This window comes from Streptomyces sp. LZ34 (assembly GCF_053890475.1).
Window position 1 is genome coordinate 3,628,568 of the sequence record NZ_CM132680.1, and the last position, 22,726, is coordinate 3,651,293.

At 68.6% G+C, this 22,726-nt stretch carries 19 protein-coding genes and 1 pseudogene; 9 read left to right on the forward strand and 11 right to left on the reverse strand.

Annotation, left to right across the window (positions count from 1 at the left end; translation table 11 throughout):
• Window positions 1-912 precede the first annotated feature (912 nt).
• The 3 genes from ACWY4P_RS13985 to ACWY4P_RS13995 form a co-directional block, all read right to left on the reverse strand.
• Window positions 913-5,586: a putative T7SS-secreted protein gene (locus ACWY4P_RS13985; RefSeq protein WP_456210869.1), complete on the reverse strand. Its 4,674-nt coding sequence runs from the start codon at window positions 5,584-5,586 to the stop codon at window positions 913-915.
• Window positions 5,586-6,173, reverse strand: a complete 588-nt coding sequence (locus ACWY4P_RS13990; protein WP_456210870.1) for a hypothetical protein — start codon at window positions 6,171-6,173, stop codon at window positions 5,586-5,588. Before ACWY4P_RS13990 ends, ACWY4P_RS13985 begins: the two co-directional genes overlap by 1 nt.
• Window positions 6,174-6,428: 255 nt before the next feature.
• A complete protein-coding gene (locus tag ACWY4P_RS13995) occupies window positions 6,429-7,022 on the reverse strand; it encodes a CGNR zinc finger domain-containing protein (RefSeq protein WP_456210871.1) in 594 nt (197 codons plus the stop codon).
• 78 nt (window positions 7,023-7,100) lie between these two features.
• On the opposite strand from ACWY4P_RS13995, the gene ACWY4P_RS14000 reads away from it, so the two are divergent.
• The 4 genes from ACWY4P_RS14000 (at window position 7,101) to ACWY4P_RS14015 (ending at window position 12,135) form a co-directional block, all read left to right on the forward strand.
• Window positions 7,101-7,970, forward strand: a complete 870-nt coding sequence (locus ACWY4P_RS14000) for an alpha/beta fold hydrolase (RefSeq protein WP_456210872.1) — start codon at window positions 7,101-7,103, stop codon at window positions 7,968-7,970.
• Window positions 7,971-8,195: 225 nt separating this feature from the next.
• A complete protein-coding gene (locus ACWY4P_RS14005; protein ID WP_456210873.1) occupies window positions 8,196-8,657 on the forward strand; it encodes a peptidoglycan-binding domain-containing protein in 462 nt (153 codons plus the stop codon).
• A 188-nt stretch (window positions 8,658-8,845) separates the two neighbouring features.
• Window positions 8,846-10,795, forward strand: coding sequence for a peptidoglycan-binding domain-containing protein (locus ACWY4P_RS14010; protein ID WP_456210874.1), 1,950 nt, complete (start codon window positions 8,846-8,848; stop codon window positions 10,793-10,795).
• 314 nt (window positions 10,796-11,109) lie between these two features.
• The gene (locus ACWY4P_RS14015; protein ID WP_456210875.1) at window positions 11,110-12,135 is read left to right on the forward strand and encodes an ArsR family transcriptional regulator; all 1,026 of its coding nucleotides are present in this window, start codon (window positions 11,110-11,112) and stop codon (window positions 12,133-12,135) included.
• Between the two features lie 96 nt (window positions 12,136-12,231).
• Here ACWY4P_RS14015 and ACWY4P_RS14020 read toward each other — a convergent pair whose 3' ends face one another.
• From ACWY4P_RS14020 to ACWY4P_RS14030, 3 genes and pseudogenes are all read right to left on the reverse strand, one after another.
• The gene (locus ACWY4P_RS14020; protein WP_456210876.1) at window positions 12,232-12,666 is read right to left on the reverse strand and encodes a S1 RNA-binding domain-containing protein; all 435 of its coding nucleotides are present in this window, start codon (window positions 12,664-12,666) and stop codon (window positions 12,232-12,234) included.
• 259 nt (window positions 12,667-12,925) lie between these two features.
• Window positions 12,926-13,687: pseudogene (locus tag ACWY4P_RS14025) on the reverse strand (RHS domain-containing protein); the annotation flags it as partial.
• An 83-nt stretch (window positions 13,688-13,770) separates the two neighbouring features.
• On the reverse strand, window positions 13,771-13,947 hold the full coding sequence (locus tag ACWY4P_RS14030; RefSeq protein WP_456210877.1) for a putative T7SS-secreted protein: 177 nt from the start codon (window positions 13,945-13,947) through the stop codon (window positions 13,771-13,773).
• Window positions 13,948-14,195: 248 nt separating this feature from the next.
• Here ACWY4P_RS14030 and ACWY4P_RS14035 point away from each other — a divergent pair, with 248 nt between their 5' ends.
• From ACWY4P_RS14035 to ACWY4P_RS14050, 4 genes are all read left to right on the forward strand, one after another.
• Entirely contained in the window at window positions 14,196-14,717 is a 522-nt protein-coding gene (locus ACWY4P_RS14035; RefSeq protein ID WP_456210878.1) for a hypothetical protein, read from the forward strand.
• Window positions 14,718-14,725: 8 nt separating this feature from the next.
• Window positions 14,726-16,480, forward strand: a complete 1,755-nt coding sequence (locus tag ACWY4P_RS14040) for an alpha/beta hydrolase (RefSeq protein WP_456210879.1) — start codon at window positions 14,726-14,728, stop codon at window positions 16,478-16,480.
• Window positions 16,481-16,494: 14 nt separating this feature from the next.
• Window positions 16,495-16,983, forward strand: a complete 489-nt coding sequence (locus tag ACWY4P_RS14045) for a hypothetical protein (protein WP_456210880.1) — start codon at window positions 16,495-16,497, stop codon at window positions 16,981-16,983.
• 148 nt (window positions 16,984-17,131) lie between these two features.
• A complete protein-coding gene (locus ACWY4P_RS14050) occupies window positions 17,132-17,350 on the forward strand; it encodes a hypothetical protein (RefSeq protein ID WP_456210881.1) in 219 nt (72 codons plus the stop codon).
• On the opposite strand, the gene ACWY4P_RS14055 is transcribed toward ACWY4P_RS14050, so the two are convergent.
• Window positions 17,332-18,561 carry an MFS transporter gene (locus ACWY4P_RS14055; protein ID WP_456210882.1) on the reverse strand — a complete coding sequence of 410 codons (1,230 nt, stop codon included), beginning with the start codon at window positions 18,559-18,561 and terminating at the stop codon, window positions 17,332-17,334. The genes ACWY4P_RS14050 and ACWY4P_RS14055 overlap by 19 nt on opposite strands.
• A 65-nt stretch (window positions 18,562-18,626) precedes the next feature.
• Here ACWY4P_RS14055 and ACWY4P_RS14060 point away from each other — a divergent pair, with 65 nt between their 5' ends.
• A complete protein-coding gene (locus ACWY4P_RS14060; protein ID WP_456210883.1) occupies window positions 18,627-19,037 on the forward strand; it encodes a MerR family transcriptional regulator in 411 nt (136 codons plus the stop codon).
• A 24-nt stretch (window positions 19,038-19,061) separates the two neighbouring features.
• Here ACWY4P_RS14060 and ACWY4P_RS14065 read toward each other — a convergent pair whose 3' ends face one another.
• The 4 genes from ACWY4P_RS14065 to ACWY4P_RS14080 are packed head-to-tail and all read right to left on the reverse strand — an operon-like array spanning window position 19,062 to window position 22,713.
• Entirely contained in the window at window positions 19,062-20,516 is a 1,455-nt protein-coding gene (locus tag ACWY4P_RS14065; protein WP_456210884.1) for an FAD-dependent oxidoreductase, read from the reverse strand.
• Window positions 20,500-20,814, reverse strand: a complete 315-nt coding sequence (locus tag ACWY4P_RS14070) for a (2Fe-2S)-binding protein (RefSeq protein ID WP_456210885.1) — start codon at window positions 20,812-20,814, stop codon at window positions 20,500-20,502. Before ACWY4P_RS14070 ends, ACWY4P_RS14065 begins: the two co-directional genes overlap by 17 nt.
• Complete coding sequence (locus ACWY4P_RS14075) at window positions 20,804-22,027, reverse strand: NAD(P)/FAD-dependent oxidoreductase (protein ID WP_456210886.1); 1,224 nt, start codon at window positions 22,025-22,027, stop codon at window positions 20,804-20,806. The genes ACWY4P_RS14070 and ACWY4P_RS14075 overlap by 11 nt, the downstream gene beginning before the upstream one ends.
• The gene (locus tag ACWY4P_RS14080) at window positions 22,024-22,713 is read right to left on the reverse strand and encodes a GntR family transcriptional regulator (RefSeq protein ID WP_456210887.1); all 690 of its coding nucleotides are present in this window, start codon (window positions 22,711-22,713) and stop codon (window positions 22,024-22,026) included. Before ACWY4P_RS14080 ends, ACWY4P_RS14075 begins: the two co-directional genes overlap by 4 nt.
• Window positions 22,714-22,726: the final 13 nt, after the last annotated feature.

Here is a 22,726-nt window from a genome sequence, read left to right on the forward strand (position 1 = left end):
ACCTGCGGAGACGCCATATCGAGGCGGTCATCCCGGAGAACCGCCGTCGAGCGTCTGATCAACCGGCTGAAGGACTGGCGCGCGTTGATCGCGACATCACACAGGCCCTAACACAGCTCGGGACTCAATCAGCTCCACATCATCCATCCGGAAAGCCTTCCTCCACGATTCCGCGGTCCGGAAGTTATTTGTCACCACCTAGATTTCCATAACCTCTCCGAGGAACTGGCAGGTCGTAGCGGCGGAAGGGGAGTGCAGACGGCGCACCCCAAGAGCACATCAAACCAGCCACCACGGCCCGCGCGCCAGGCATTTGTCAAAATCCCATAGGGTTAGGGTGGGGTGTAAGGGTTGAGTCATCCGACCAAACCAGACGTACTTCGAGGTCATCGCCGAGAAGTTCCCTCAGGCGGTCCACTGCCCACCCGTTCCAATAGATTCCACCTCGGTATTCCGGCACCCGGAATGCGGGTAGGTGAACCGGCAGGGCATCTACGCGGAAGACTGCCTTCTTGATCTGTCCATCTGCTTTTTTCGGCTTCGACGACCTCCGAGTGTCCAAGCAGTCGACCACTTCCTCCACGAGGTAGAGGAAATATTCTTCCGTATCGGCGTCATCGCAGAGTACTGGCACGAAGCTGCCAGCCACCGACAGGTCGCCTTTGAGGAGGTCAGCGACGCGGCGACTGAAAACGGGAGCTCCCGGGTACCCGGATGGAAAATCCGCCTTACGCAGCCGCGGGTCGCCGTCCCATTCGGCTCGAACAGCGGCAGGTCGATCCGTTGGGGCATCGGTGCGTTGCCAGCGCATAACCTTCCTGATTGAGCTACCAAAAAGGATCGTCTGAAAGCTTCCCAAACTTGGCAGTACGCGGTATACCGAATTCTGGCGCTTCGGGGTGCTAGACATTGCTAAGCCGTCCAAAATGCGCTCGGGCCTGGAGCCCCGCCGACAAGTTCGCTCTCGATCTCCCGGCCGATGACGCGCAACTCTCTGCGGAGTGCGGTGCGAATGGCGCTCGCACCATAACCTTGGTCCACTCTGGTTTCCACAAACGTCTCCAAATGTTGATTGACGCGTTGCATGAAGTCTCGGCGATGAGTGTAATTGTGGGGCCGCGAGTGACCTAGTCCGACGCCATTTGCTGCGTCGTTGATGTCAATTCCGTACCGTTCTAGCAAGGCGCGGCTTCGGGCGCCAGGTGCCCAGTGGCCGTGGGTGCCGCCGGAAGGAACTATGTGTGCCGCAGCTTGCTTGGGCTGTGGCGCTCGCCCCTCTCGGGCCATATTTTTGCGAAGTTTGTCCGCGTTTTGCTTACAGGTGTACAGCCCCAAGTGGTCTGCCGCAATCAGGGGGTTGAGTACGTAGCGGCAGGGGTTGGGGCCCGCGTCCAAGCCGAGGGGGTCGGGGGTGAGGTAGCGGGCGGTGGCGGGGTCGTAGTAGCGGTAGTGGTTGTAGTGGAGGCCGGTTTCCTGGTCGTAGTACTGGCCAGGGAATCGGAGGGGCATGTAAGTGGTGCTGCTCGTGGCCCAGGTGGTGGTGCCCCAGAGGGTGGCGCGGGTGTGCCAGGCAATAGCGCCGGACTCGTCGATGAGTTCGGTGGGCGTGCCAACGAGATCCGTGACGATGGCGAAGAAGCGCTGGTCGATCTCCTGCTGGGTGGTGGCCTCGGTGATGCGCTCCGTCTGAGCGATGGGGTGCAGGCCGTCGTGGTCCCAGGTGAGGGTGACCGGGTGAGGGAGGTCAGGCGTGGTGGCCGTCTGTTCGACGAGGGTGGAGCCGTCCCAGGTGAAGTCGACCTGTTCGACCACCGTTTCGGCGTCGTCCGCGAGGCGTTGTTTGGCGGTGCGGCGGCCGAAGGGGTCGTACAGATAGCGCCACACCGTGCCGTCGGGGGTGGTGACGGAAGTGAGGCGGTCCTCGGCGTCCCAGGTGTAGTGCCAGGTGTCGGGCTTCTTGGACAGGCGGGTCTTCTGGCGGAGGATGAGACGGCCCGCGTCATCGTGCTCGTAGCGGATGTTTCCGGCGCGGGTGATACGGGTGCCCGTGTAGGCGCGGGTGCCGGTTGATTCCTGGGCGGTGTGGGTGGCGGGCCACGAGGCCTGGGTCTGGTTGCCTGCCTCGTCGTACGCGTAGCTCTCGGTCCAGCCCCGCGCCTGAACCGTGGTGACGCGGCCTGCCGCGTCCAGATCGAAGGCGCGGCGGCCGGTGCGGTGGTCGTCGATGGCGGTGACGTAGCCGTCGGCACGGTAGGTGTAGGCGCGGCGCTGGACCGTTCCGACGGTCGGTCCTGTCACGGCCTGTTCGGTGAGGCGGCCGGCTGGGTCCCAGATCTGGGAGAGGGACAGCTCGTCCCCGATGCGACGGTTGATCTCGCGGCCTGCGGCGTCGTGGTCGAAGGCGACGGTGTGGCCGGAGGCGGTGAGGGTGGTGCGGTTGCCTGCGGCGTCGTGGGTGTAGGTGGTGGCGGCGCCGGTGGGGGTGGTGCGACGGGTGCGGCGGCCTAAGGCGTCGTAGGCGTGGGTCAGGACCCGGCCGTTGACCATTTCGGCCTTGACTCGGCCCAAGCGGTCGCGCTGGTAGACCACCTCGGCATCAGGGCTGGTGGCTTGGAGAAGGCGGCCTGCCGGGTCGTACGTGTAGCGGGTGACTCGGTCGTCCGCGGCCTTGCTGGCGATGCGGCCCGCCGCGTCGTGCTCGTAGCGGGTGGTCTGGCCGAGCGGGTTGGTGTGAGTGGTGAGGCGGCCTGCCGCGTCGTGGGTGTAGGTGAGGGTGCGGTCGTCGAAGTCCGTTTCAGCGACCAGGCGTCCCGCTGGGTCGTAGTCGTACGACCAGGTCAGGCCCTGGGGGTTGATGACCTGCGTCAGGCGTAGGTGAGCGTCGTGCGTGAATTCGTAGCGCACGCCGTCCGGGTTGGTGCGGGCGGACAGCAGGTCGAAGTGGGTGTACTCGTACGAGGTCACCCCACCTGCCGCGTCGACGCTCGTGGTGCAGTTGCCTTCGCCGTCGTACGTCCAGGTTTCCGTTGTCCCGTCCGGGTTGGTGCGGGCGGCGAGCTTGCCCTCCACCGTCCACCGCAGGTGCGTGGCGTTGCCCAACGGGTCGGTGAGGTCTACCGGGCGGCCGAAAGCGTCGCGCTGGTAGCGGGTGGTGGCGTCCAGCGGGTCCATGATCTCGACCGGCAGGCCCGCCGGGTCACAACGCACACCTGTGGTGTGGCCCAGTGCGTCAGTGATGGCGATCAAGTGGCCACGGTCGTCATAGGTGTACCGGGTGGTGTGGCCGGTCGGGTCGGTGACGCTGGTGCGGTGGCCCGCCTCGTCGTAGGCCTGGCTCCAAGTGGCGCCGTCCGGGCCGGTCACGGACGTTGGCAGGCCCAGGGCGCTGTACGCGGCAGAGGTTTCGTGGCCATCCGGGGCTGTGATCTTTGTGAGGTGGCCTGCTTCGTCGTAGGAGTAGGTCGTGGTGTGGCCCAGCGGGTCGGTGTGGGTCAGGGGGCGGTCGTGGCGGTCGTACGTGGTGCGGGTGGTGTGGCCAAGGGGGTTGGTCTCGGCGACGATCTGGCACTCGTCGTTGACCAGGTATCGGGTGGCGTGGCCGTCGGGCGTGGTGACGGTGGTGAAGCGGTGGCCGGTGGCCTGGTCGATGCGGTCGTAGTCGAGACGCAGGGCTATGTGGCCTGCTTCGCCGCCTTGGGCGATGCAGCGGTCGCGGTTGTCGTAGACGTAGTCGTAGCGGCGCTCGTTGGTGTCGGTCCAGGAGATGACTCGGCGCTCGTCGTCGTACTCGAACCGCAACGGCAGGCCGGAGGAGTTGATGACCTCGGTCAGGTTGCCGTCGGTGTACCTGTAGCGGAGTAGCTCTTGGTCTCCGCCATCGGAGGTTGCGGCTGCCAGGTGTAAGGCCGTGATCCGGCCTTCGGCGGTGGTGAGTTTGAGGTGGTAGCCGGCTGAGTGGACGATCGCGGCCGGTGTGCCCTCAGGGGCGTATTCGAAGGTGATGAAGTTGCCGGAGCGGTCCGATATCTGTTCCAACCGCGCGACCCCGTCGCCTCCGCCGCTCGGGCCGCTGAAGTGGAGGGTGTGGCCTGCGGAGGGGGTGGTGATGGTGTAGGCGCCGCGCTCGTCCCGCTCCAGCGGCCAACGCGGGCCCGCGCCAGGGAGAGTCGGCAGACCCGGGGCAGGGTGGGGGTAGGACAGCAGCATGCCGTCCTCCGTCAGGAAGACGACACCCTCCGCGTCGATCTCCAGGCGCTGATCGGCGGTGCTCGACCATGACGGGCCGAACCAGCGGCCTTCGGTATAGCCCGACTCCACGCGACGCGTGAACACCAGCGGGAGCACACCGGGCAGCGCCACATCCGTCTGCGGCAGGAACATCTTTCCCGTCGCCAGATCGATCGGGTCCGTGTCGCCGCATTCCTTCTTCTTGCGGCCGAGCGCCTTGTTCCCCCACTTGCGCAACGAGTCGCGGGCCCTGCCCCGCGGCCGACCGTACTTGCCCGCCGTAGCCCCCCTGCGCGCCGCGCCGATCCTCTTGGCGCCCACCACCTCGGGGACGAGCCTGCCCAAGCCCTCCCCGGGGTCCTTGGCGAACCCGTTCAGCATCTGCTTGCCCGCGCCGAAGGGATCGCTGGCCACGTTGACCAGCCCCGCCGCCGTGTTGTTCAGGCCCGTCGCGTACTCGGCCGGGTGCAGGATGTTGTACGGGTCCAGCGGGTTGACGCTGCGCGCGAACCCGATGACCCCCGCGCCCCCCTTGATCACACCCGCCGTGAAGTGCGTCGCGTCCAGCTTCAGGCCGGTCAGGCCGTCCTCCGCCTGCTCGAAGTACGACGGCTTCGGCGGCGCCGCATCCCGCGCGGCCTTCACGGCCGTACGGGCCGTATCCGCCGCCTCGTTGCGCTGGCGGCGCGCCTCGTCCAGCTTCTGCTGCGCCAGCTTGGCCTTCGCCGGGCCCGGATCCTGGAACTTCCCCGGCTTACAGACTTCCTTGCCGTCCTCGACCGCCTCGTTGTACGCCACGACCTGCTCGTTGTAGGCCGACACCGCATCGCGCGACGCCTTCTTCGCGGCCTTGTAGTCGTCGATGGCCTCCTGCGCCTGAGTCTGCGCCCACTCCACCGTGCCCGCGAAGGTGTCCATCGCCGTGGCGGCCTTCTCACACGCGTCGGCGGCCTTGAACCACTTCTTCGGCTCGACCGCCACCTCCTCGCGGAACGCGTCCGCCGCCTTGCCCTTCCAGTGCGCCGAGTCCAGCCGCTTCAGGCCGTCCCCGACATCGTTGAACGCCTTCTTGAAGTCCCGCAGATGATTCGCCGTCGAGCGGATCTTGCTCGCGCTGCCGTAGATCAGCTTCTTCGGGTTCTCGGTCTCGTCCAACTGCATCTCGGCGACATCCGCGCCCAGCGTGTTCGCCGCCGAGCGGGACTTGTCACGGACCCAGTCCGCCCCGCCCTCCAAGCCCACCTTGTCCAAGCCGTCGGCGACCTTGTTGCCGCCCCACTCGACGCCGTTACCGACGAACTCCGTGCCCTTTTCGACCGCGTCGTCAACCCAGTCGGGCGTCAGATCCAAACCACCCATCAGCCCGCACCCCCGTCCTGCTCAGGGGTCTGCTGCTCGGGCGGCACGGCGTACTCGGCGATGCTGCTCTTGTGCGAGATCTCGTCGCCCGTGGCCTGCCAGGTGCCCTGGATCTGCTCGCCCGCCTTCTCGTACGACTCCTTGCTGTAGTCCGGGCGCCAGGTCTCCCCCGAGAACAGCTCACCCCAGCCCTTCTGAGTGACCTCCTCCTCACTCAGATGTGGATTCCCGGCCACCGAGTTCGCCACGACCTTGAACGTGCCGTCGATGTACCGGTCCTCCTCCCACTGCATGCCGGCCGCCAGACCCACCTTCTTGGCCAGCTTGTTCGCGTCCTGGATCAGGCCGCGAACTCCCCACTCCCACCGCTCGCAGAAATCCTCGAAGTCCTTCGCAAGACCGTTGTGCCCGGCCTCCATCGACGTCAGCGACAACTCGTCAAACCCCGACCCCATCACCGCGTCCGTCGCCGACCCGATGTCCTTCAACTCACTGATCGCCGCCCGTAACCCCTTGGTGATGTCCTGTAACGCCTCCTTGTCCACCACCAGATCCGGGTCTTTGCCACCGCCCCCACCGCCGCTCATCGGGCGCCTCCCCCGGGCGAGGCGATGCACAGGACGCGTCTGAGTTCCCCTACGCGCGTAGCGGGTTCACGGCAGTCGGCCCTTCGTATCGCGATCTGCCCAGGCAGGCTCATCACGCCCCTCGTCCCTCCCTCGTCGAACCCCCGTGCTACGCAACGGTATTCGATGAGCAACGGAGTGTCACCGCCATTTGCGGGCGTGTCGCAGGTGCCGCCGGTGCCGTCCGGCGGCACTCACAACCGGGGTTACCGGGCGCTACCCGCGCTGCCGGAGTTGATGGACTCGCACCTTGGTCCGGTTCCCGCACCGTTCCATCGAGCACCAACGGCGGTTGCGGGCCGGCGACCGGTCGACGAAGCGCAGGGCGCAGCGGTCGGCGCCGCAGATGCGGACCCGGTGGATCTCGGCCGACAGCAGCAGCTCCACCGCGTCTTGCGCAACCAGGCCCAGTCCCGCGGCCGCGCCCTCGGCCCGCCCCGAGGCATCCCCCGGTGACAGACGGCCGTGCACGATGGCGACCTGGGGCGCCGGACGCGGGGCGGCGAGGGCCGCGGTGTTGATCACGGATAGGTCGTCCGGGGTCGGCAACCTGTCAGCGGCCGCCGCCAGGACCGCGCGGTCGACCGCCTCGCGCAGCCGCCGGGCGGAGCCCAGCAGGGCATCTGGCTCGGCCGGCGTCTGGGGCGTCCTGGCCTCGTCGCCGATCAGGTCGGCGGTGCTCAGCCAGCGCGCGACGTCGCCGGGGGTGCGGAGCGTCTCGCGGGGTTCCTTCCATCGGTCGCGCAGGGTGTTGACGTAGTCCAGGCACACCCGGCCGCCGTACCAGAGCCACTCATCGTCCGCGTTCACGGGGCCATTGTGCACGACCCGGCCGCAAGCTAACCTCCTAAGCCGGTTAGTCACGGATGGCGGGTGGAGGAGATGAGGATGGGGACGGCAGCGGTGACGACAGGCGTGGCGCAGGTGGACGGCGTACGGCTGCACTACACGCGCGCCGGTGATGGTCCGCTCGTGGTCCTGCTGCACGGATGGCCGCAGACCAGCCGGTGCTGGCAACCAGTGCTCGGACAACTGGCCGCCGACCACACCGTCGTCGCTCCCGACCTGCGCGGTTACGGGCTGAGCGACAAGCCGACCACCGGCTACGACAAGCGCCGGATGGCCGCGGACATCGCCGGGCTGGTGACCGCGCTCGGCTTCGAGCACGCCGCTGTGGTCGGCCATGACCGCGGGGCGCGTGTCGCCCACCGCTGGGGACTCGACCGTCCGGACCAGGTCGAGCGGATCGCCGTGCTCGATGTGGTCCCCACCCGTGAGATGTTCCGCCGCCTGGACGCCTCGATCGCCTCCGGCTACTGGCACTGGCTGTTCCACCTACAGCCCGACCTGCCCGAGCGTCTCGTCTCGCAGGATGTGCGCGGCTACCTCGAGTACTTCTTCGAGCGCTGGACCTACAACCGCCACGGGCTGGCCCCGGAAGCCGTGGACGCCTATGTCCGAGCGTTCTCCCGTCCTGGCGCCCTGCGCGCCGGGTTCGATGACTATCGCGCCCAGGAGCAGGACCTCGCCCTCGACGACGCGGATGCCGCCGCCGGCCGCCGTCTGACCATGCCGGTGCTCGCCCTTTGGGGCTCGACCGGCCTGCCGGCCCGGCTGCCCACTCTGGAGATCTGGCGTGCGTACGCCGACGACGTCACCGGTGCCGAAATCCCCGAATGCGGCCATTTCATCGCCGAGGAACGCCCCGACGCCCTTCTCGACCATCTCCGCGACTTCGTCAAGTCGCCCTGCGCCTGACGGACTTGGGTCAGCCGCTTCGCCCGTCTTGGCCAGGAACTGGCCGCCTGAACACCGAATCCACCAACAGAGCCCTTCAGGCCCGGGGTTCCTCGCCAGACCCCGCTGAACTGGGCTTTTGCGGTGAGACTCAAGTGCGTTGCCGCTGCTGGTCATGAACTGTGAGGCTGCTACCGCCACGGACCGACGTCGAAGTGGTCCGCACACGATCCCGGGGGAATGATCATGAAGAAGGCCAGCACGCGTCACAGCAGCGTCGCCCCGTCCGTCGCCACCGTCGCGCTGTCGGTACTCGGCTTCGGCATGGCCAGCGCACCCGCAGCCACCGCCGCCTCCTCGGCCGGGTGGTGCAATGGCAGGACCTATGTCACGTTCCCGAGCGGCGCCAAGGGTTACATACCCACCTACAACGGCAAGTGGAACTGCGCCATGTCCCGCGGTGCCGGCGGGCAGCATGTCGAGGTGCTCCAGCAGACCCTGAAGTACTGCTACGGCCAGCCGATCGACATTGACGGCGACTTCGGCCCCGCGACCCAGACAGCCCTCAAGTACGCCCAGAACATGACCGACCCCATGTACCCGGCGGACATCGAGGGGGACGGCATCTACGGGCCGATCACCGCGGAATACCTCTCGCACAACGCCACGAAGTCCGGCAGCCGTCACTGCAGCCCTCTGCACTCGTAAGCACTGCGTCCAGAAGGAGACGAGGAGTTCGGATGAGCGCTGTAATCGTAAAGAGAGCGAAGTGGGCTCAGCGCATCTGGGTTGAGAACGACATTCTGCTGCACACCGGGAAAACGAATCAGTGGTACATCGATTACTACGGGCAACCGCCCAGGGCGTCGGGGCCCTGGCGACCCTGGGAAGGAGGTGTGTTCATTCACTACATAGGCAGCTTCCTTTCATTCTCTCCGGACAATGAAGTGGACTGCCAGACGAAGATTGCCGAAATCTGGAAAGACCACACCCTTTTCCAGGGTTTGGACGATATCGAGTACAACTTCCTCGTCTGTCCGCATGGCGTCATCTATGAAGGCCGCGGCTACGAGCGAGGCGAGGCGAACGGTGGCGCCTCGATCAAGGTCGGTAACAGTACGGTGGGGTACCGCTTCGTAGGGCGGAACACGGGTTTCTACTCGATCCAGGGAATGCTGGGCAAGAACGACGCACCCACATCCACGATGCTCACCTCGATGCGGAATCTCATCTACCACCTGCGGTATGAGCTCAGCTCCACTCGCAGAGCCGGACCGTACATCCTCCCGCACAGTGCGGGTGGCTGGGACACGGAATGCCCAGGGAGCAAGCTCGGCCCATACGCGAAAAATGGATCAACGATCGATCCTGCTCCGCCGGTAGACGGCGGGGGGCGTCCGGTACCCTCGACGCCCGACCCCGTCCTGAAGATCATCTCCCGGGAGAGGTGGGGAGCCCGTCCGCCCTGGGATGTGGTGAAGGTGCCCGCTTCAGAGCGCACGGGATTCGTGGTGCACTACTCCGCCGCGAGCCCCACGCAGACCGTGCGGGCGATCCAGAACTACCACATGGACAGCAACGGATGGTCGGACATCGGCTACAACTTCCTGGTCGACCAGGCGGGCCGGCTGTACGAGGGCCGGGGCTGGCAGAACGAGGGTGCGCATACGCTTCACTACAACCGCACTCATATCGCGGTCTGTTTCATCGGCGCTGACGGTGACGCGACGCCGGAGGCCAAGAGGTCGATCCGCAGCCTGTACGCAGCCACGAACAACAAAATCGGCAAGACTCTTTCCACGACGTACCACAGCGCTCTCGGCTCAACGGCCTGCCCGGGGAACGATCTGCGCTCCTGGGTGCAGGCCGGTATGCCCACGGACGGTCTCGCTGAGGTGGACTGGGGAGCCGGCACCCCCGGACTCACCCGCTCCGTCGCTTCTCAGCAGTCGGCGGTGAACGGTCTGGGGTATTCCCCGGCGTTGGCGGTGGACGGCATCTTCGGGCCGAAGACCGAAGCCGGTGTCACATGGCTACAGGCGAAGGTGGGGGCCACAGCTGACGGTATCTGGGGGCCGCTGACGGAAGCGGCGTACCGCGCGTATATCGGTGTCGGCAGCAGCACGAACGGTCTGACGTCGATCCGGACTGTCGCTTCTCAACAGTCGGCGGTGAATGGTCTGGGGTATTCCCCGGCGTTGGTGGTGGACGGCATCTTCGGGCCGAAAACCGAAACGGGTGTCAAATGGCTACAGACGAAGGTGGGCACAACAGCCGACGGTCTGTGGGGGCCCGACACGGAACGGGCTTACGCCGACTACACGGGCAGCGGAGCGTACTCCGACGGCGGGCTCACGACGATTCGCCCGGTGACCTATCAGCAGAGCGCGGTGAACGGTCTGGGGTATTCCCCGGCGCTGGTGATGGACGGCATCTTCGGACCGAAAACCGAAGCCGGTGTCAAATGGCTACAGACGAAGGTGGGCACAACGGCCGACGGTCTGTGGGGGCCCGACACCGAGGCGGCATACGGCCACTTCTCGGACGGGTCCCGGCTGACGGTGGATGGTGTGTTCGGCCCGCGGACCATCACAGCGACCCAGGAGGCCATCGGGGTCTCGGCGGACGGCGTCTGGGGAACTGAGTCCAAGCGAGGTCTTCAGAGGCATCTGAACACCTGGGCCGATGCCGCTCTGGTGGTGGACGGGGATGCCGGGCAGGCCACGGTGAAGGCCATGCAGAAACACCTGAACCGTATGACGGGCGCCGGGCTCGACGTCGACGGCGACTGGGGCACGGGCACGACCAGGGCTCTGCAAACCTCCCTCAACCAGGGGGCTTTCTGATGCGTCAGGAGGCGACGAACGCCGTGTACCACCGAATCGCCGGCCCGTCGCGCCGGAGCGTCCGGGTCCCCGGACCGGACGCGCTGACGGCCTGATACGGACGCCGGGAGCAGAGCCGCCTGCTCCCGGCGCACCACCGGTGTACGTGAAGCCCGCTTTTCCATGCGCAGGCCCCAACAAGCCTGCGCCTCAAGCTCGTTGATTCCCCGTTTATCGCATCTTGATCGCAGCTTCCTACGATCGTCCGGCCGGTCCCGCGCCGAACGAACACCGGTGCGCTGTAGAGCAAGAGCCGAACTCAACGGGGGAACGACATGCTCCGCATTCACTTCACCGACGCGGATCTGGCAAGGACCCGGCTCGCCTCCGCTCCTGATCCGCTCTGCGAGATCGCCGCGAGCCTGCACCGGCTCCAGTCCCGGAGGGGAAGGTGGGCCTTCGCCGGGTGGTATCGCACAGCACGGGAACAGCTGCGCGAGAAGGGGCTGGAGCGCGCCCTGCGGACTGTTTTACTGCCCTTGTATCCAAGGGCCGCGTACTATCCGGACTTCCTTACTCCGGTCGATGCGGTAGACGGCCTGGACGCAGGACTGGAGTCGATTCTGGCCACGCCTGCGCAACGGGTCATGGAGGAGATGGCCATCCTCGACCGGACCGTCGGAGCACCCGCGTGGGCCGGGCAACTGGCCGGCCCGGAAGCGCGCAAGGAGTTCGTGGGGGTGCTGCGCGCGTACTACGAGGCCGTCGTCGTTCCCCACAAGGAGCAAGTGCAGGCGCGCATCGAGGCCGAGAGAGCGGCACGCTGCCGCGGGCTGCTCGACGGCGGAGTGGAGGGCATGCTCGCGGGATTCGGGTCCATGCTGCGATGGCGTCCTCCCGTCCTGGAGGTCGCCTACCCCAGGCAGGCTGATGACCGGGACCTGCACCTGAACGGCCGCGGGCTCACGCTCGTCCCCTCGTATTTCAACTGGGGCGAGCCGGTTGCCTTCGCCGACCCGGGACTGCCGCCCGTGGTCTGGTATTCGTTGCTCCACGAGCCCGAGGCCCGCTCCGTGCGTGACGGCGCCCCTGAGCGGTCCCTGACCAACCTGCTCGGCCGCGCCCGTGCGGTCGCCCTGCACGCCGCATCCGGTGGCGCCACCACGGGCGAGATCGCCCGTGCTGCTGGAGTTTCGGCCTCCGCCGCCAGCAGACACGCCACAGCATTACGTGACGCGGGACTCATCACCACCATCCGGAACGGCCCGACCGTGCTGCACACCCTCACGCCCACGGGCGCGTCCGTGCTGCGCGCCGCCATACGCAAGGCCGACGAGGACGTCACGGGCACCGTCGTCTGAGCCGATGGCCCGGTACTCGGGGCAGTTCACACCAGCGCCGTCTGCTGACAACGCGGCGCTGAAAGGGGGGTGGAGTGCCGTCGGCCGGTCACCGGATCACAGCGTGCCCGCACCCGCGAATGACAGGATCACCTGGCGCCGCTCTACGTTGATGTAGGCGACCGTGACGGTCAGGGTGTCACCGGCCTCCGGGGCACTCACGTGGCCCTTGAATTCCGCGACTGGCAGGAAGCCCTCGATTCCTTCCTCCAGTCGGACGAACACCCCGACAGGAGCGGCCTTCGTGACAGCCCCCGTCACCGTGGAGCCGAATCGGGTCAGCGCGAAGTCGAGCAAAGGGTCCCGCTGTAGATCCTTGAGCGAGAACGACGCCTGCTCGCGGTCCAGATCAACGCTCAACACCGCGCCCACGACCTCTTGGCCCACGTGGGCCACCTGCGAGGGGTGATCGATCCGCCGCCACGTGAGGTTGGGTACGGTGATGAAACCCACGCCCCCGCCCAGGTCCACGAACACCCCGAAGTCGGCCACTGAGGTGACGACCCCTGTGCACACCTGTCCGGGCCGCAACGACTCGAGGAACTCGCGGGGAGAGCCGTGGTCAGAATTCTGCATGGAGGTCACCAATCCGGGAGCTCGCCGTCTCTCCACGTGAGGCCGGCCTGGTAGTTGATCCAGTTGACCTCTTGGATGTACGAATTGAATTTCGGGATGTCATCCCTGTCGATCACCCACTGGTACTCGCCGGGTTTGTTGTCATGCGTACACCGGATCGCTGGTGACGCATCCTGCGGTGGACGTTGTAGTGCAGGCCGCTTTCCGGGTCGTGGTACTGGCCGGGGAAGCGCAGCGGGGTGTACGCCGTGCTGTCCCGGGGCCAGGTGGTGGTGCCCCACAGGGTCGCGCGGCTGCGCCAGGCGATTTCCCCGGCCTCGTCGACCAGCTCGGAAGGCGTGCCGACCAGGTCGGTGACGATGGCGAAGAAGCGCCGGTCGATCTCGCGCTGCCCGGTGGCATCGGTGATGCGTTCGGACTGGGCGACCGGACGGAGGCCGTCGTGGTCCCAGGTCAGGGTCACCAGGTGGGAGCGGCCGGGGATGGTGGTGGTCTGCTCGACGAGGGTGGCGCCGTCCCAGGTGAAGTCGGTCCGCTCGAGCGGCGTTTCACCGTCCGCGGCCAGGCGCTGTTTGGCGGTGCGGCGGCCCAGGGGGTCGTAGAGGTAGCGCCAGATGGTGCCGTGGGGGGTGGTGACGGAGGTCAGCCGGTTCTCGGCGTCCCAGGTGTAGCGCCAGATGTCCGGCTTCTTCGACAGCCGGTCCTTTTGCCGTAGCGTGATCCGCCCGGCGCCGTCGTGCTCGTAGCGGACCCGGCCGGCGCGGGTGATGCGGGTGCCGGTGTACGCGCGCTCGCCGGTCGCCTCGGCGCCGGGGTGTCTGCCGGGCCAGGTGGCGTGGGTCTGGTTGCCCGCCTCGTCGTAGGCGTAGGTCTCACTCCAAATCCTGCCGCGGGCCGTGAGACAGCCCGTCATATCGGCGAAGAAGTGTCCCTGTCCCAGCTCTGGGACCCGGCGGGCCGGCTGGCCGAACAGTCCCTGACCGGGCCGACCGCCGGGACCGTGCAGCGTCGTGCCTACACCTACCGGGCCGACGGAGTCCTCTTGTCCCGGACCCAGTCAGCACCGCTCTCCCAGCCGACATCATCCAGCCGGTCCGCCGTCCAGTCCCCCACATCATCGACGACCTCACCGACATCCTCGACCCGGTCCTCGACCCAGTCCTCGACGCCATCCGGTATGAAATCCCCGAGCCCCATAAACGCTTCTCCCCCGATCAGCGGTCGTACCAGCCATGTCCCATGGCCCTCGTGCCCTGTTGCCGCTGCGCGGACCTGGTGCACCTGCACGACTTGCAGCCTTTGGGACGATACGGCCGCTCAGCGCCGTAATCGGCGCGCATGACGCCCTCTGTTGCAAACCCCGTACAAACCACACCCGCCTGTGCCAGTGATCACACGGGCGGTGGTCGTGCGTTATTGCGCTCTGTTATTTTCCTTGTTCTGCCATGAAGAACATGGCGCAGCGGGTGGAGGAAGGCAGTATGGGGGACACAGGACTGTCTGAGCGTTGGCAGGCGTATTACGACGCGGCGGGCGGAACGGATACCGGCGGCAAAGACGTCCAAACCAGGCTCGCCAGTGCGGACGGGGATAAAGGGGGCGGCAAGGGCGGCTCCGACGGCGATCTGAAATCGTCGAAGGGACCGTGGAATGCCGCGTCAACCGCCCTGGACGAGCTGCGCCGGAATGCCGTGACCGCGCTGGGTGACCTCAAGCACGGCCAGGAGGGCGCGGGGGTCGGCAGCCCGGGCGTCGAGGGGCTGGAGAGCGCGTCCATGCAGCAGCGGGTCTTCAACTCCTGGGAGGCGCGGCTGACGGTCGTACGCGATGAATGCGCCGAGCTCATGGGGAAGTTGCAGAAAGCCGGTAAAGACCTTGCCAATCAGGACGATGCGATAGAGGCGCTCTTCAAGGCGCAGGATACGAGGCCGATACCCCCGCCGGGCGGCCCGTCGGGGAGTTGGTGACCCGCGTCATGGTTACTTTCGCACAGTTGAAGGCGATCGACCCCGCGCAGTTCGAGCAGGCGGCGGATGGCTGGCACAAGGTGAGCAGCAGCGCCAGCGCGGCCAAGGACCGGCTGAACAATGAAATCCAGGCAAAGCTCCGCGGGGGACTGAAGGGCCAGGGGGTCGGTGCGGCGCTGGGCCGGCTGGAGCGGCTGAGTGAGAACTTCCACTACATGCAGGTGGAGTGCGCGCTGATTCTTACGGCGTTGAACGGGCTGGCCGGGGAGTTGCGCGCGGCGAAGAAGAAGATGGACAACGCCGTCCAGGACGCCCAGGACGCGGGGATGACCGTCAAGGAAGACGGTTCGGTGGAGTACAAGCCCCCGTTGGTGCTGCTGCCGGGCCAGGAGTACGAGCCGGCCGGGAACGGCCTGACGCCGTACGTCACCACGACGCCCAAGCAGCAGGCTCAGGGGTTCGCCGACCGGATCGGTGACGCGCTCAAGGACGCGACCGACGCGGACGGCAAGTACGCGAAGACGCTGGGCAAGCTGATCACGGTGGCCGATCTGTCGGTCACCAAGGAGGACTGGACCGACGCCGCGCAGGACCGGGGGGACGTCAAGAAGACGGTCGGGAACTATCTGCGGGATATCCCCAAGGACAAGTCCCCCAAGGACAACGCGGCCTGGTGGAAGAGCCTCAGCAAAGAGGAGCAGGCGGAGTACATCTCCCTGTATCCGGCGAGCGTGGGCAAGCTGGACGGCCTTCCCGTCGAGGACCGGGACGAGGCGAATCGCGTCTGGTTCAACGAGCAGCGGGCGAAGTACCAGACCGAGCTGGCCAATCTGCCGCCCGAGCCGAAGCCGAAGTACACCCTGGCCGGACGCTCTTCCGTGCTCAACCCGGAATGGACCAAGTGGGACAACCATAAGAAGCATTTGGAGTCCTCCCTCAACGGCATGAAGCGCATTCAGATGCGTTTCGATGACACGGGGAAGGTCAACGCCTTCGACAACACCCGGCCCTCCGGTTACAAGCCGACCGGCGACGGGCTGCCGCCCGCCTATCTGCTGGATTTCGACCCCGAGAAGAACGGCCGCGCGATCATCGCGAACGGCAACCCGGACAAGGCCGATCACACCGCCGTGATGGTCGGCGGCACCAACGGCACGCTCGGCGGTATCAACAAGCCCGTCATCGCGGGCACCAACCTCTGGCAGGCCGCCAGCGCGATGCCGGGCGAGCCCAAGGTGTCGACCATCACCTGGCACGGTTACGACGCTCCGCAGAATTTTTTCCCGGAAGCCATGAAGGACAAGTACGCGGACCGGGCAGCGGGAGATTTCAACGATTTCCTGTCGGGGCTGCATACCTCCCATGACCCGTCGGCCAATGACCACCTGTCGGTGCAGGCGCAGAGCTACGGCACCGTGGTGGTGGGCTCCGCCGCCCGCCAGGGCACCCTGGAGGCGGACGACGTGATGCTCAGCGGCAGCCCCGGCGTGCAGGTGGGGCGGGCCGAGGAGATGGACGTACCCTCGGGGCATGTGTGGAACCAGAAGGCACAGGATGACTGGGTGCCCAAGTGGGGGGCGCCCACCCATGGGCACCACGAGGGGCTGACGCAGTTCATCACCCCCAGCGACCCCATCTTCGGTGCCAATCAGATGTCCACCGACACCAAGGGGCACGGAAACTACTGGCTGGCCGGGTCGGAGAGCCTGGAGAACCAGGCGAGAGTCGTGGTGGGACGCTATGACGAGGTCCGGTTGAAGTAGCGGGGTGGTTTTCGATGTCCGACGCCGATGAGCCCGGTCTCGGCTACACCCCCGAGGTGCGGGAGGTCTCCGCGCCCCGGGAGGAGGCCAGACAGCTCTCCAGCGAGCTGTACGACCTGCTGCGGGTGAAGGGGAAGACGACCGCGCCCGGCCCGGGCATGGACGTATGCGGCGACATGGACCCGGAGACGTTCTACGTCATCCGCCATCTGTGGTCGGTGTACGGCCTGCCGGCCGGGGACCTCGAGGCCGCTTGGCAGGGCCTCAGGGACGATCTCCCCCGGCACGGCTGGGAGATCGTCCACGAGGGCCGGGAGCCGACCGTCGCGCAGTCCCCTTATCTGATGGCCGACTCCACCCGAAAGAAGTTCACCCTGAAAGCCACTTTGCTGATCCCGACCGAAAGGGACGCGGAGAGGAGCGGCGCGGAGCCCGGGATCATGTTCCATCTCGTCTCCGCCTGCTTCCGGGTCCCCGAGGGCACCACGGTGGACGAGTACTGAGCCCCGTGGTGTGTCGGGCATCATGGACGCCATGACCTCTCGGACCCCGGCCACCTGGGTCACCATCGCGTCCTACGAAAACCTGTCCGGCTGTCCGCGGCCTCTGGCGGCCGCGCGCGCTTGACTGCGCGACCGCGGCATCGACTGGATGCCCTTCACGCCGGATGACGAGATCCGCTGGGACGTGATGTGCGGCCTCGGGCCCGACGGCCGTCGGCGCGGCTGGATCTACGTCCACGTCCACCCCGACGCGCTGCGACGCCTCGGGCTGCATCCCGACCAGCCGACCGCGGCGGTCGAGGGACCGCCCCCGCCCGGCTGGTGGCATGCCGCCGCGGAGCGCCACGCTCACCGGGGTGTTCCGTAGGGCGATCGTTCGGCGGGGAAGCCGTGCGCGCGGGCGGCGATCACCACGGCCGCCACGGGCGCCAGGAGCGCCAGGACGCTCCAGGGGAAGGCGTCGGAGCCGTGGAGGTCGAGGAGGATTCCGCCGAGGACTCCACCGCCGGCCATGGCCGCGTTCCACAGAGTGACCAGCATGGCCTGCGCGGAGTCCGCCGCGTCGCCTCCCGCGTCGGCCACGGCGGTCTGGAGAAGCGTGGGGACGCCTCCCCAGCCCAGGCCCCACAGCGTCGCCGCGAGGTAGACCAGGGCGCGGCTGCCGGCCGGGACCGCGAGGACGGCGGCCGCGGCGGCGAACAGGATCGTGGCGGCGATGGTCAGGGCCCGCAACTGGCGGTCGATCCGGGCACCCACGATCCAGATGCTGGCCATGGAGGCTGCGCCGAAGACCAGCAGGACGAGGTCGGTGGAGCCGCCCATGCCGAGCCCGTCGAGGAAGGTGGCGATGTAGGTGTAGAGGATGGTGTGGGCCAGCACATAGACCAGCGTGACGAACAGGACCGGTGCCACGCCGGGGACGGTCAGGGCCCGCAGGATGGGGGTGCGGCCGTCCCGCCGCTGCCCGGGGTGGTCGGGGACCAGCGCGGCGATCCACCCGATCAGGACGGCGGCGAGCGCGGTGATGAGGGTGAACGTCACCCGCCAGCCGAGCGCTTCGCCGAGGAAGGTGCCCGCGGGCACCCCCAGCGACAGGGCGATCGGAATGCCGGTCATGACGACCGCGACCGCCTTGCCCTGGAGCGGAGCGGGCACCATACGGCGGGCGTATCCGGCCAGCAGCGCCCAGGCCAGGCCCGCGGCCACCCCCGCGACGAACCGGGCCGCCATGGTCAGGGGATAGCTCGCCGAGGCCGCGGTGACCGTGTTGGCGACGGCGAAGCCCGCCATCGCCGCCAGCAGCAGCCGCTTGCGGCGCCACCCCGCCGTGGCCGCGGACAGCGGGATCGCGGTGAGCGCGGTGCCGATCGCGTAGATCGTCACCGACTGCCCCATCGCGGATTCGCCGACCCCCAGGTCGGCGCCCATCGCGGGTAGCACGCCCGCGGGCAGCGTCTCGGTCAGGCTGGTGATGAAGACGGCGGTGGCCAGCGCCAGCAGCGCGGGCAGGGGGAGTTTCCGGTTCTGGTCCTCGGTTCCGGAGCGGGAACCGGCTTGTGGTGTGGTGTCGTTGGGCACGCTGCGTATGCTCGAACCGTCACATTGATGTGAAGGTCAAAGCGACTGTGTGTGAGGTGGAGCACATGCGCATCGGAGAGCTGTCGGAACGCACCGGCACGCCCCGCCGGCTGCTGCGCTACTACGAGGAGCAGGGGCTCATCGCCGCCGACCGCTGCCCGAACGGCTACCGCGACTACGACGAGCGGTTCGTGGACCGGGTCTTGCAGATCAGGGGGCTGCTCGACGCCGGGCTGCCGACCCGGATCATCAAACAGATCCTCCCCTGTCTCGACAAGCCCCGGGTCATCCACTTCTCGGACGCGACACCCGAGATGATCGCCGCGCTGGAGCACGAACGCGACCGGATGACCGAGCGCATCGACTGCCTGGCGCGCAACCGGGACGCCATCGCGGAGTACCTGGAGACGGTGCTCAGCAACGACCGCGCGCGGGCCGCCGCCCGTCAGGCGTCGGCCGAGGCGTCGGGGGGCTGAGACATCAGAGAGCTGAGTGCCGCGTCAGGACTCCTCCTCCACGGCGGCGATTTCGCCGAGCGTCACCGGTGTGGCCAGCGGGCGGCGGGCCAGCGGAAGGAGATCGTCCGCACTGGGCGCACGGGGTGATCCGCCGGTGAGCGCCGCCGCCACCTGGGCCGTCGCGAAGCCGCACACCCGGCCCTGGCACATCCCCATGCCGGGGCGGGCCAGCGACTTCAGTGTCCGCGGGTCCTCCGCGCCGAGTTCGCGGGCCGCGTGGCACAGGTCGTGGTAGGTCACCTCCTCGCAGCGGCAGATGACGGTGGACCCGTCGAGCCAGTCGGTCCAGCCCGGCGGAACCGGACAGGCGGCGTGCAGCGCGGCGGCGAAGCGCCGGCCCCTGCCGATCGCGCGCTGGAGCCGGCGCAGCCGGCGCTCGTCGACGGCCTGTCCCAGGTCGGCGGCCGCGGCGAGCCCGCTCAGCCGGCCCTCGCGGACGGCGAGCGCCGCGCCGCCGACCCCGGTGGCCTCTCCCGCCAGGTAGACGCCGGGGACATCGGCCCGCTGCCGGGAGTCGACCACGGCGACCAGCGAGCCGTCGGTGTCCAGCCGGGTGCGCGCGCCGACCATCAGCGGCAGCTCCAGCGACGGGGTGAACCCCCAGCCCAGCGCGACCAGATCGGCGTCCACCTCGGTCCGTACGCCGCTTCGCGGGCGTCCGTCACGATCCAGCGGCGCGATGCGGACGGACCGCACCCGGTCCTCCCCGCGGATCTCGGTGACCGCCGTCCTGGTGCGGTAGGGGATGCGGTGCCGGGCCAGGAGCGCGGCGTACTGGGCGCCCTCGACCCCCTTGGCCGGTTCCCGTAGCGCGCCGCCCGGGTCGCGCAGCCAGCCGCGCAGCGGATTGGCTTCGCAGACCATGACGATCTCGGCGCCCGCCGCGGCGAGGCCGGTGGCCACCGGCAGCAGGAAGGGTCCCGTCCCCGCCACCACGGCCCGCCTCCCGGCGAGGGTGCCGCTCCCCTTGAGCAGGGCCTGCACCCCGCCGGCCGCCATGACGCCGGGCAGGTCCCAGCCCGGCACGGGGAGTTGGCGGTCATACGCGCCCGGGCACAGGATCAGCGAACGCGCGGTCAGCGTCCGGGTCCCGGGCCCGCGGCCGTCGTGCGTGGGCCGCAGCCGAAGGGTGAACCGGTCGGTGTCGCGGCGGATGAGCCACACCTGGTGCCCGAAGAGCGTACGGGTCCCCGTGCGGGCCAGGCCCGCGCGCAGGGCGGCGAACGTGCGGCGGCCGTGCTGTCCCGGGAGCGGGCCCTCGTCGTGCGGACCGTGCCGCCAGTACTGGCCGCCGGGCCGCTCACCGGCGTCCACCAGGGCCACGGTCAGCCCGGCCGCCGCCGCCTCGACCGCGGCCGCCATCCCCGCCGGGCCGGCGCCGACCACCGCCACATCGGCCACCGCCCCCTCGAACACCGTGTCACCGTTCCCGCGCATCGGTGGCCCTCCCCGCGAGTCCGGACTCGAGCCGCATGCCGTCGGCGGCGGGCACCAGACAGGCCCGCTGGTCGGGACGGCCGTCGACGGTGATCAGGCAGTCGTAGCAGACGCCGATCCCACAGAACAGCCCGCGGGGCCGGCCCTCCCCACGGGTGGCGCGCCAGGCCAGCACCCCCGCCGCGACCAGCGCCGCCCCCACGCTCTGGCCCGGCCGGGCGTGGATGGTCCGTCCGTCGAAGGACAGGCGGCAGGGCAGGGTGCCGGGGGGCATCTCAGCGGCCGTCTCAGGGGGCATCGCGCGTCACCTCGTCGCCGGGCAGGGCCCGTTCGAATCGTTCGGGCGAGAAGGGGGTCAGGTCCAGGTCGGTCGGGCGGTCCGTCAGCGCCTGCGCGAGCAGCTTGCCGGTCCCCACCGACAGGCCCACCCCGGCGCCCTCGTGACCGCAGGCGTGCCACAGCCCGGGGGCCCGCGGATCGGGACCGATCACCGGCAGGTGGTCGGGGCAGTACGGCCGGAAGCCCAGATAGCTGCGGATGGCCTGAACGGAGGCCAGGAAGGGAAAGAGCTCGATCGCGTTGCGGGCCAGGGCCGCGAGGAGGGACGGCGGGACCTCGCGGTCGAAGCCGACCCGCTCCCGGGACGAGCCGATCAGGACGGTGCCGGCGCGGGTGCCCTCGACGACGGGTGAGGTCTGGAGCGCCGCGTCCGAGCTGGCCACGTCGCTCACGTACTCCGCCGCGTAGACCTTGTGCCGGATCATGACCGGCAGCGGCTGGGTGACCAGGACGCAGCCCCTCCTCGGCAGCACCGGCACCCGCACCCCGGCCAGCTCGGCGACCGCACCGGCCCAGGTGCCCGCGGCGTTGAGCACGGCGGGTGCGCTGAGCGGGCCGCGGCTGGTGCGGACTCCGGTGATCCGCCCGCCGGCCCGGAGGAACCCGGTGACCTCGGTATCCGTTCGCAGCCGGGCGCCCGCCCGCCGCGCCATACGGAGCAGATGCGCCACCACCAGCATGGGCTGGACCTGCGCGTCCTGCGGGTAGTAGGCACCGGAGGCCAGCTTGGGCGACAGCTGGGGCTCGTAGTCCCGCAGCTCGTCCCACGGCACGTCGACGGCCTCGATCCCGCGGCCGCGCTGCGCTCGGACGAGCTCGGCGAGCGCGCCCGCGCCGTCCGGGGAAGCGGCCACCACCAGGCCGCCCTTGGACTCGAACTCCCACAGCCCGGCGTGTTCGGCTAGATCCTCGCGCCAGACCCGCTGGGAGAACAGGGCCAGGTCGAGTTCGGGCCCGGCCTCCTTGTCGGAGACCAGCAGATTGCCTTCGCCGGCGCTGGACGTGCCGCCGGCGAGCGGGCCCCGGTCGACGACGGTGACGCGGAGCCCGGCGCGGGCCGCGAAGTACGCGGCGGCGGCGCCGACCACCCCGGCTCCGATCACCACCAGGTCGGCGGTGTCGGCGCGCGCCGCCGGGCCGCTCAGGACAGGGCCTGGGGTGGGCGCGGTCATGTGCCGCCCGCCCAGATGCCCCGTACGTGTCCGATGTGCCGGTGCATGAAGAGCTCGGCCGCCTCGGCGTTCCCGGCCTCGACGAAGTCCAGCAGCTGGTGGTGTTCCGCCGCGGACTCCACCAGGGTGCCGTTGCGCACCAGCGGCGCCAGCCCCAGCAGTCGGGTCTGGGCCCGGAGGTTGGACACCACCTCCAGCAGGCGCCGGTTGCCGCCGTGCGCCAGCAGGGCGAGGTGGAAGACCCGGTCGGCCTCGACATAGCCGATGAGGTCGCCCTTCTCGGCGGCCACGACGATGCGCTGGGCCAGCTCCCGCAGGGCGGGGAAGTCCGCCGCGGGGACCAGCGGCACCACGGCCCGGACCGAGGGTGGTTCCACCAGCAGCCGCACCGCCGTCACCTCGTCCAGGTCCTGCTCGGAGACCTCGGTGATGAGGAAGCCCTTGTTGGGCTGCGCCACCACCAGTTCCTCCTTGACCAGGTCGATCATCGCCTCGCGCACCGGGGTGGAGGACACCCCGAACTTGGCGGCCAGCGTCGGCGCTGAATAGACCGTGCCGGGTGTCAGCTCTCCGGAGATGATCGCGGCGCGGAGCGCGTTTCTCACCCGGTCACGGAGGATCTCACGCTTTCCCACGGTGCGGAGGTGCGTCGTCGACGCCCCCGTGACCGGCCGTTCGCCGTCCAACTGGGTTGCCTCT

Excerpts from the sequence above, each read along its gene's own strand:
- ACWY4P_RS14045 (WP_456210880.1), top strand. The coding sequence starts at position 16,495 with ATGTCCGACGCCGATGAGCCCGGTCTCGGCTACACCCCCGAGGTGCGG.
- ACWY4P_RS14015 (WP_456210875.1), top strand. The coding sequence starts at position 11,110 with ATGCTCCGCATTCACTTCACCGACGCGGATCTGGCAAGGACCCGGCTC.
- ACWY4P_RS14030 (WP_456210877.1), bottom strand. The coding sequence starts at position 13,947 with ATGGGGCTCGGGGATTTCATACCGGATGGCGTCGAGGACTGGGTCGAG.
- ACWY4P_RS13985 (WP_456210869.1), bottom strand. The coding sequence starts at position 5,586 with ATGGGTGGTTTGGATCTGACGCCCGACTGGGTTGACGACGCGGTCGAA.
- ACWY4P_RS13990 (WP_456210870.1), bottom strand. The coding sequence starts at position 6,173 with ATGAGCGGCGGTGGGGGCGGTGGCAAAGACCCGGATCTGGTGGTGGAC.
- ACWY4P_RS14060 (WP_456210883.1), top strand. The coding sequence starts at position 18,627 with ATGCGCATCGGAGAGCTGTCGGAACGCACCGGCACGCCCCGCCGGCTG.
- ACWY4P_RS14035 (WP_456210878.1), top strand. The coding sequence starts at position 14,196 with ATGAAGAACATGGCGCAGCGGGTGGAGGAAGGCAGTATGGGGGACACA.
- ACWY4P_RS14050 (WP_456210881.1), top strand. The coding sequence starts at position 17,132 with ATGCCCTTCACGCCGGATGACGAGATCCGCTGGGACGTGATGTGCGGC.
- ACWY4P_RS14075 (WP_456210886.1), bottom strand. The coding sequence starts at position 22,027 with ATGACCGCGCCCACCCCAGGCCCTGTCCTGAGCGGCCCGGCGGCGCGC.
- ACWY4P_RS14005 (WP_456210873.1), top strand. The coding sequence starts at position 8,196 with ATGAAGAAGGCCAGCACGCGTCACAGCAGCGTCGCCCCGTCCGTCGCC.
- ACWY4P_RS14065 (WP_456210884.1), bottom strand. The coding sequence starts at position 20,516 with ATGCGCGGGAACGGTGACACGGTGTTCGAGGGGGCGGTGGCCGATGTG.
- ACWY4P_RS14040 (WP_456210879.1), top strand. The coding sequence starts at position 14,726 with ATGGTTACTTTCGCACAGTTGAAGGCGATCGACCCCGCGCAGTTCGAG.
- ACWY4P_RS14000 (WP_456210872.1), top strand. The coding sequence starts at position 7,101 with ATGGGGACGGCAGCGGTGACGACAGGCGTGGCGCAGGTGGACGGCGTA.
- ACWY4P_RS14070 (WP_456210885.1), bottom strand. The coding sequence starts at position 20,814 with ATGCCCCCTGAGACGGCCGCTGAGATGCCCCCCGGCACCCTGCCCTGC.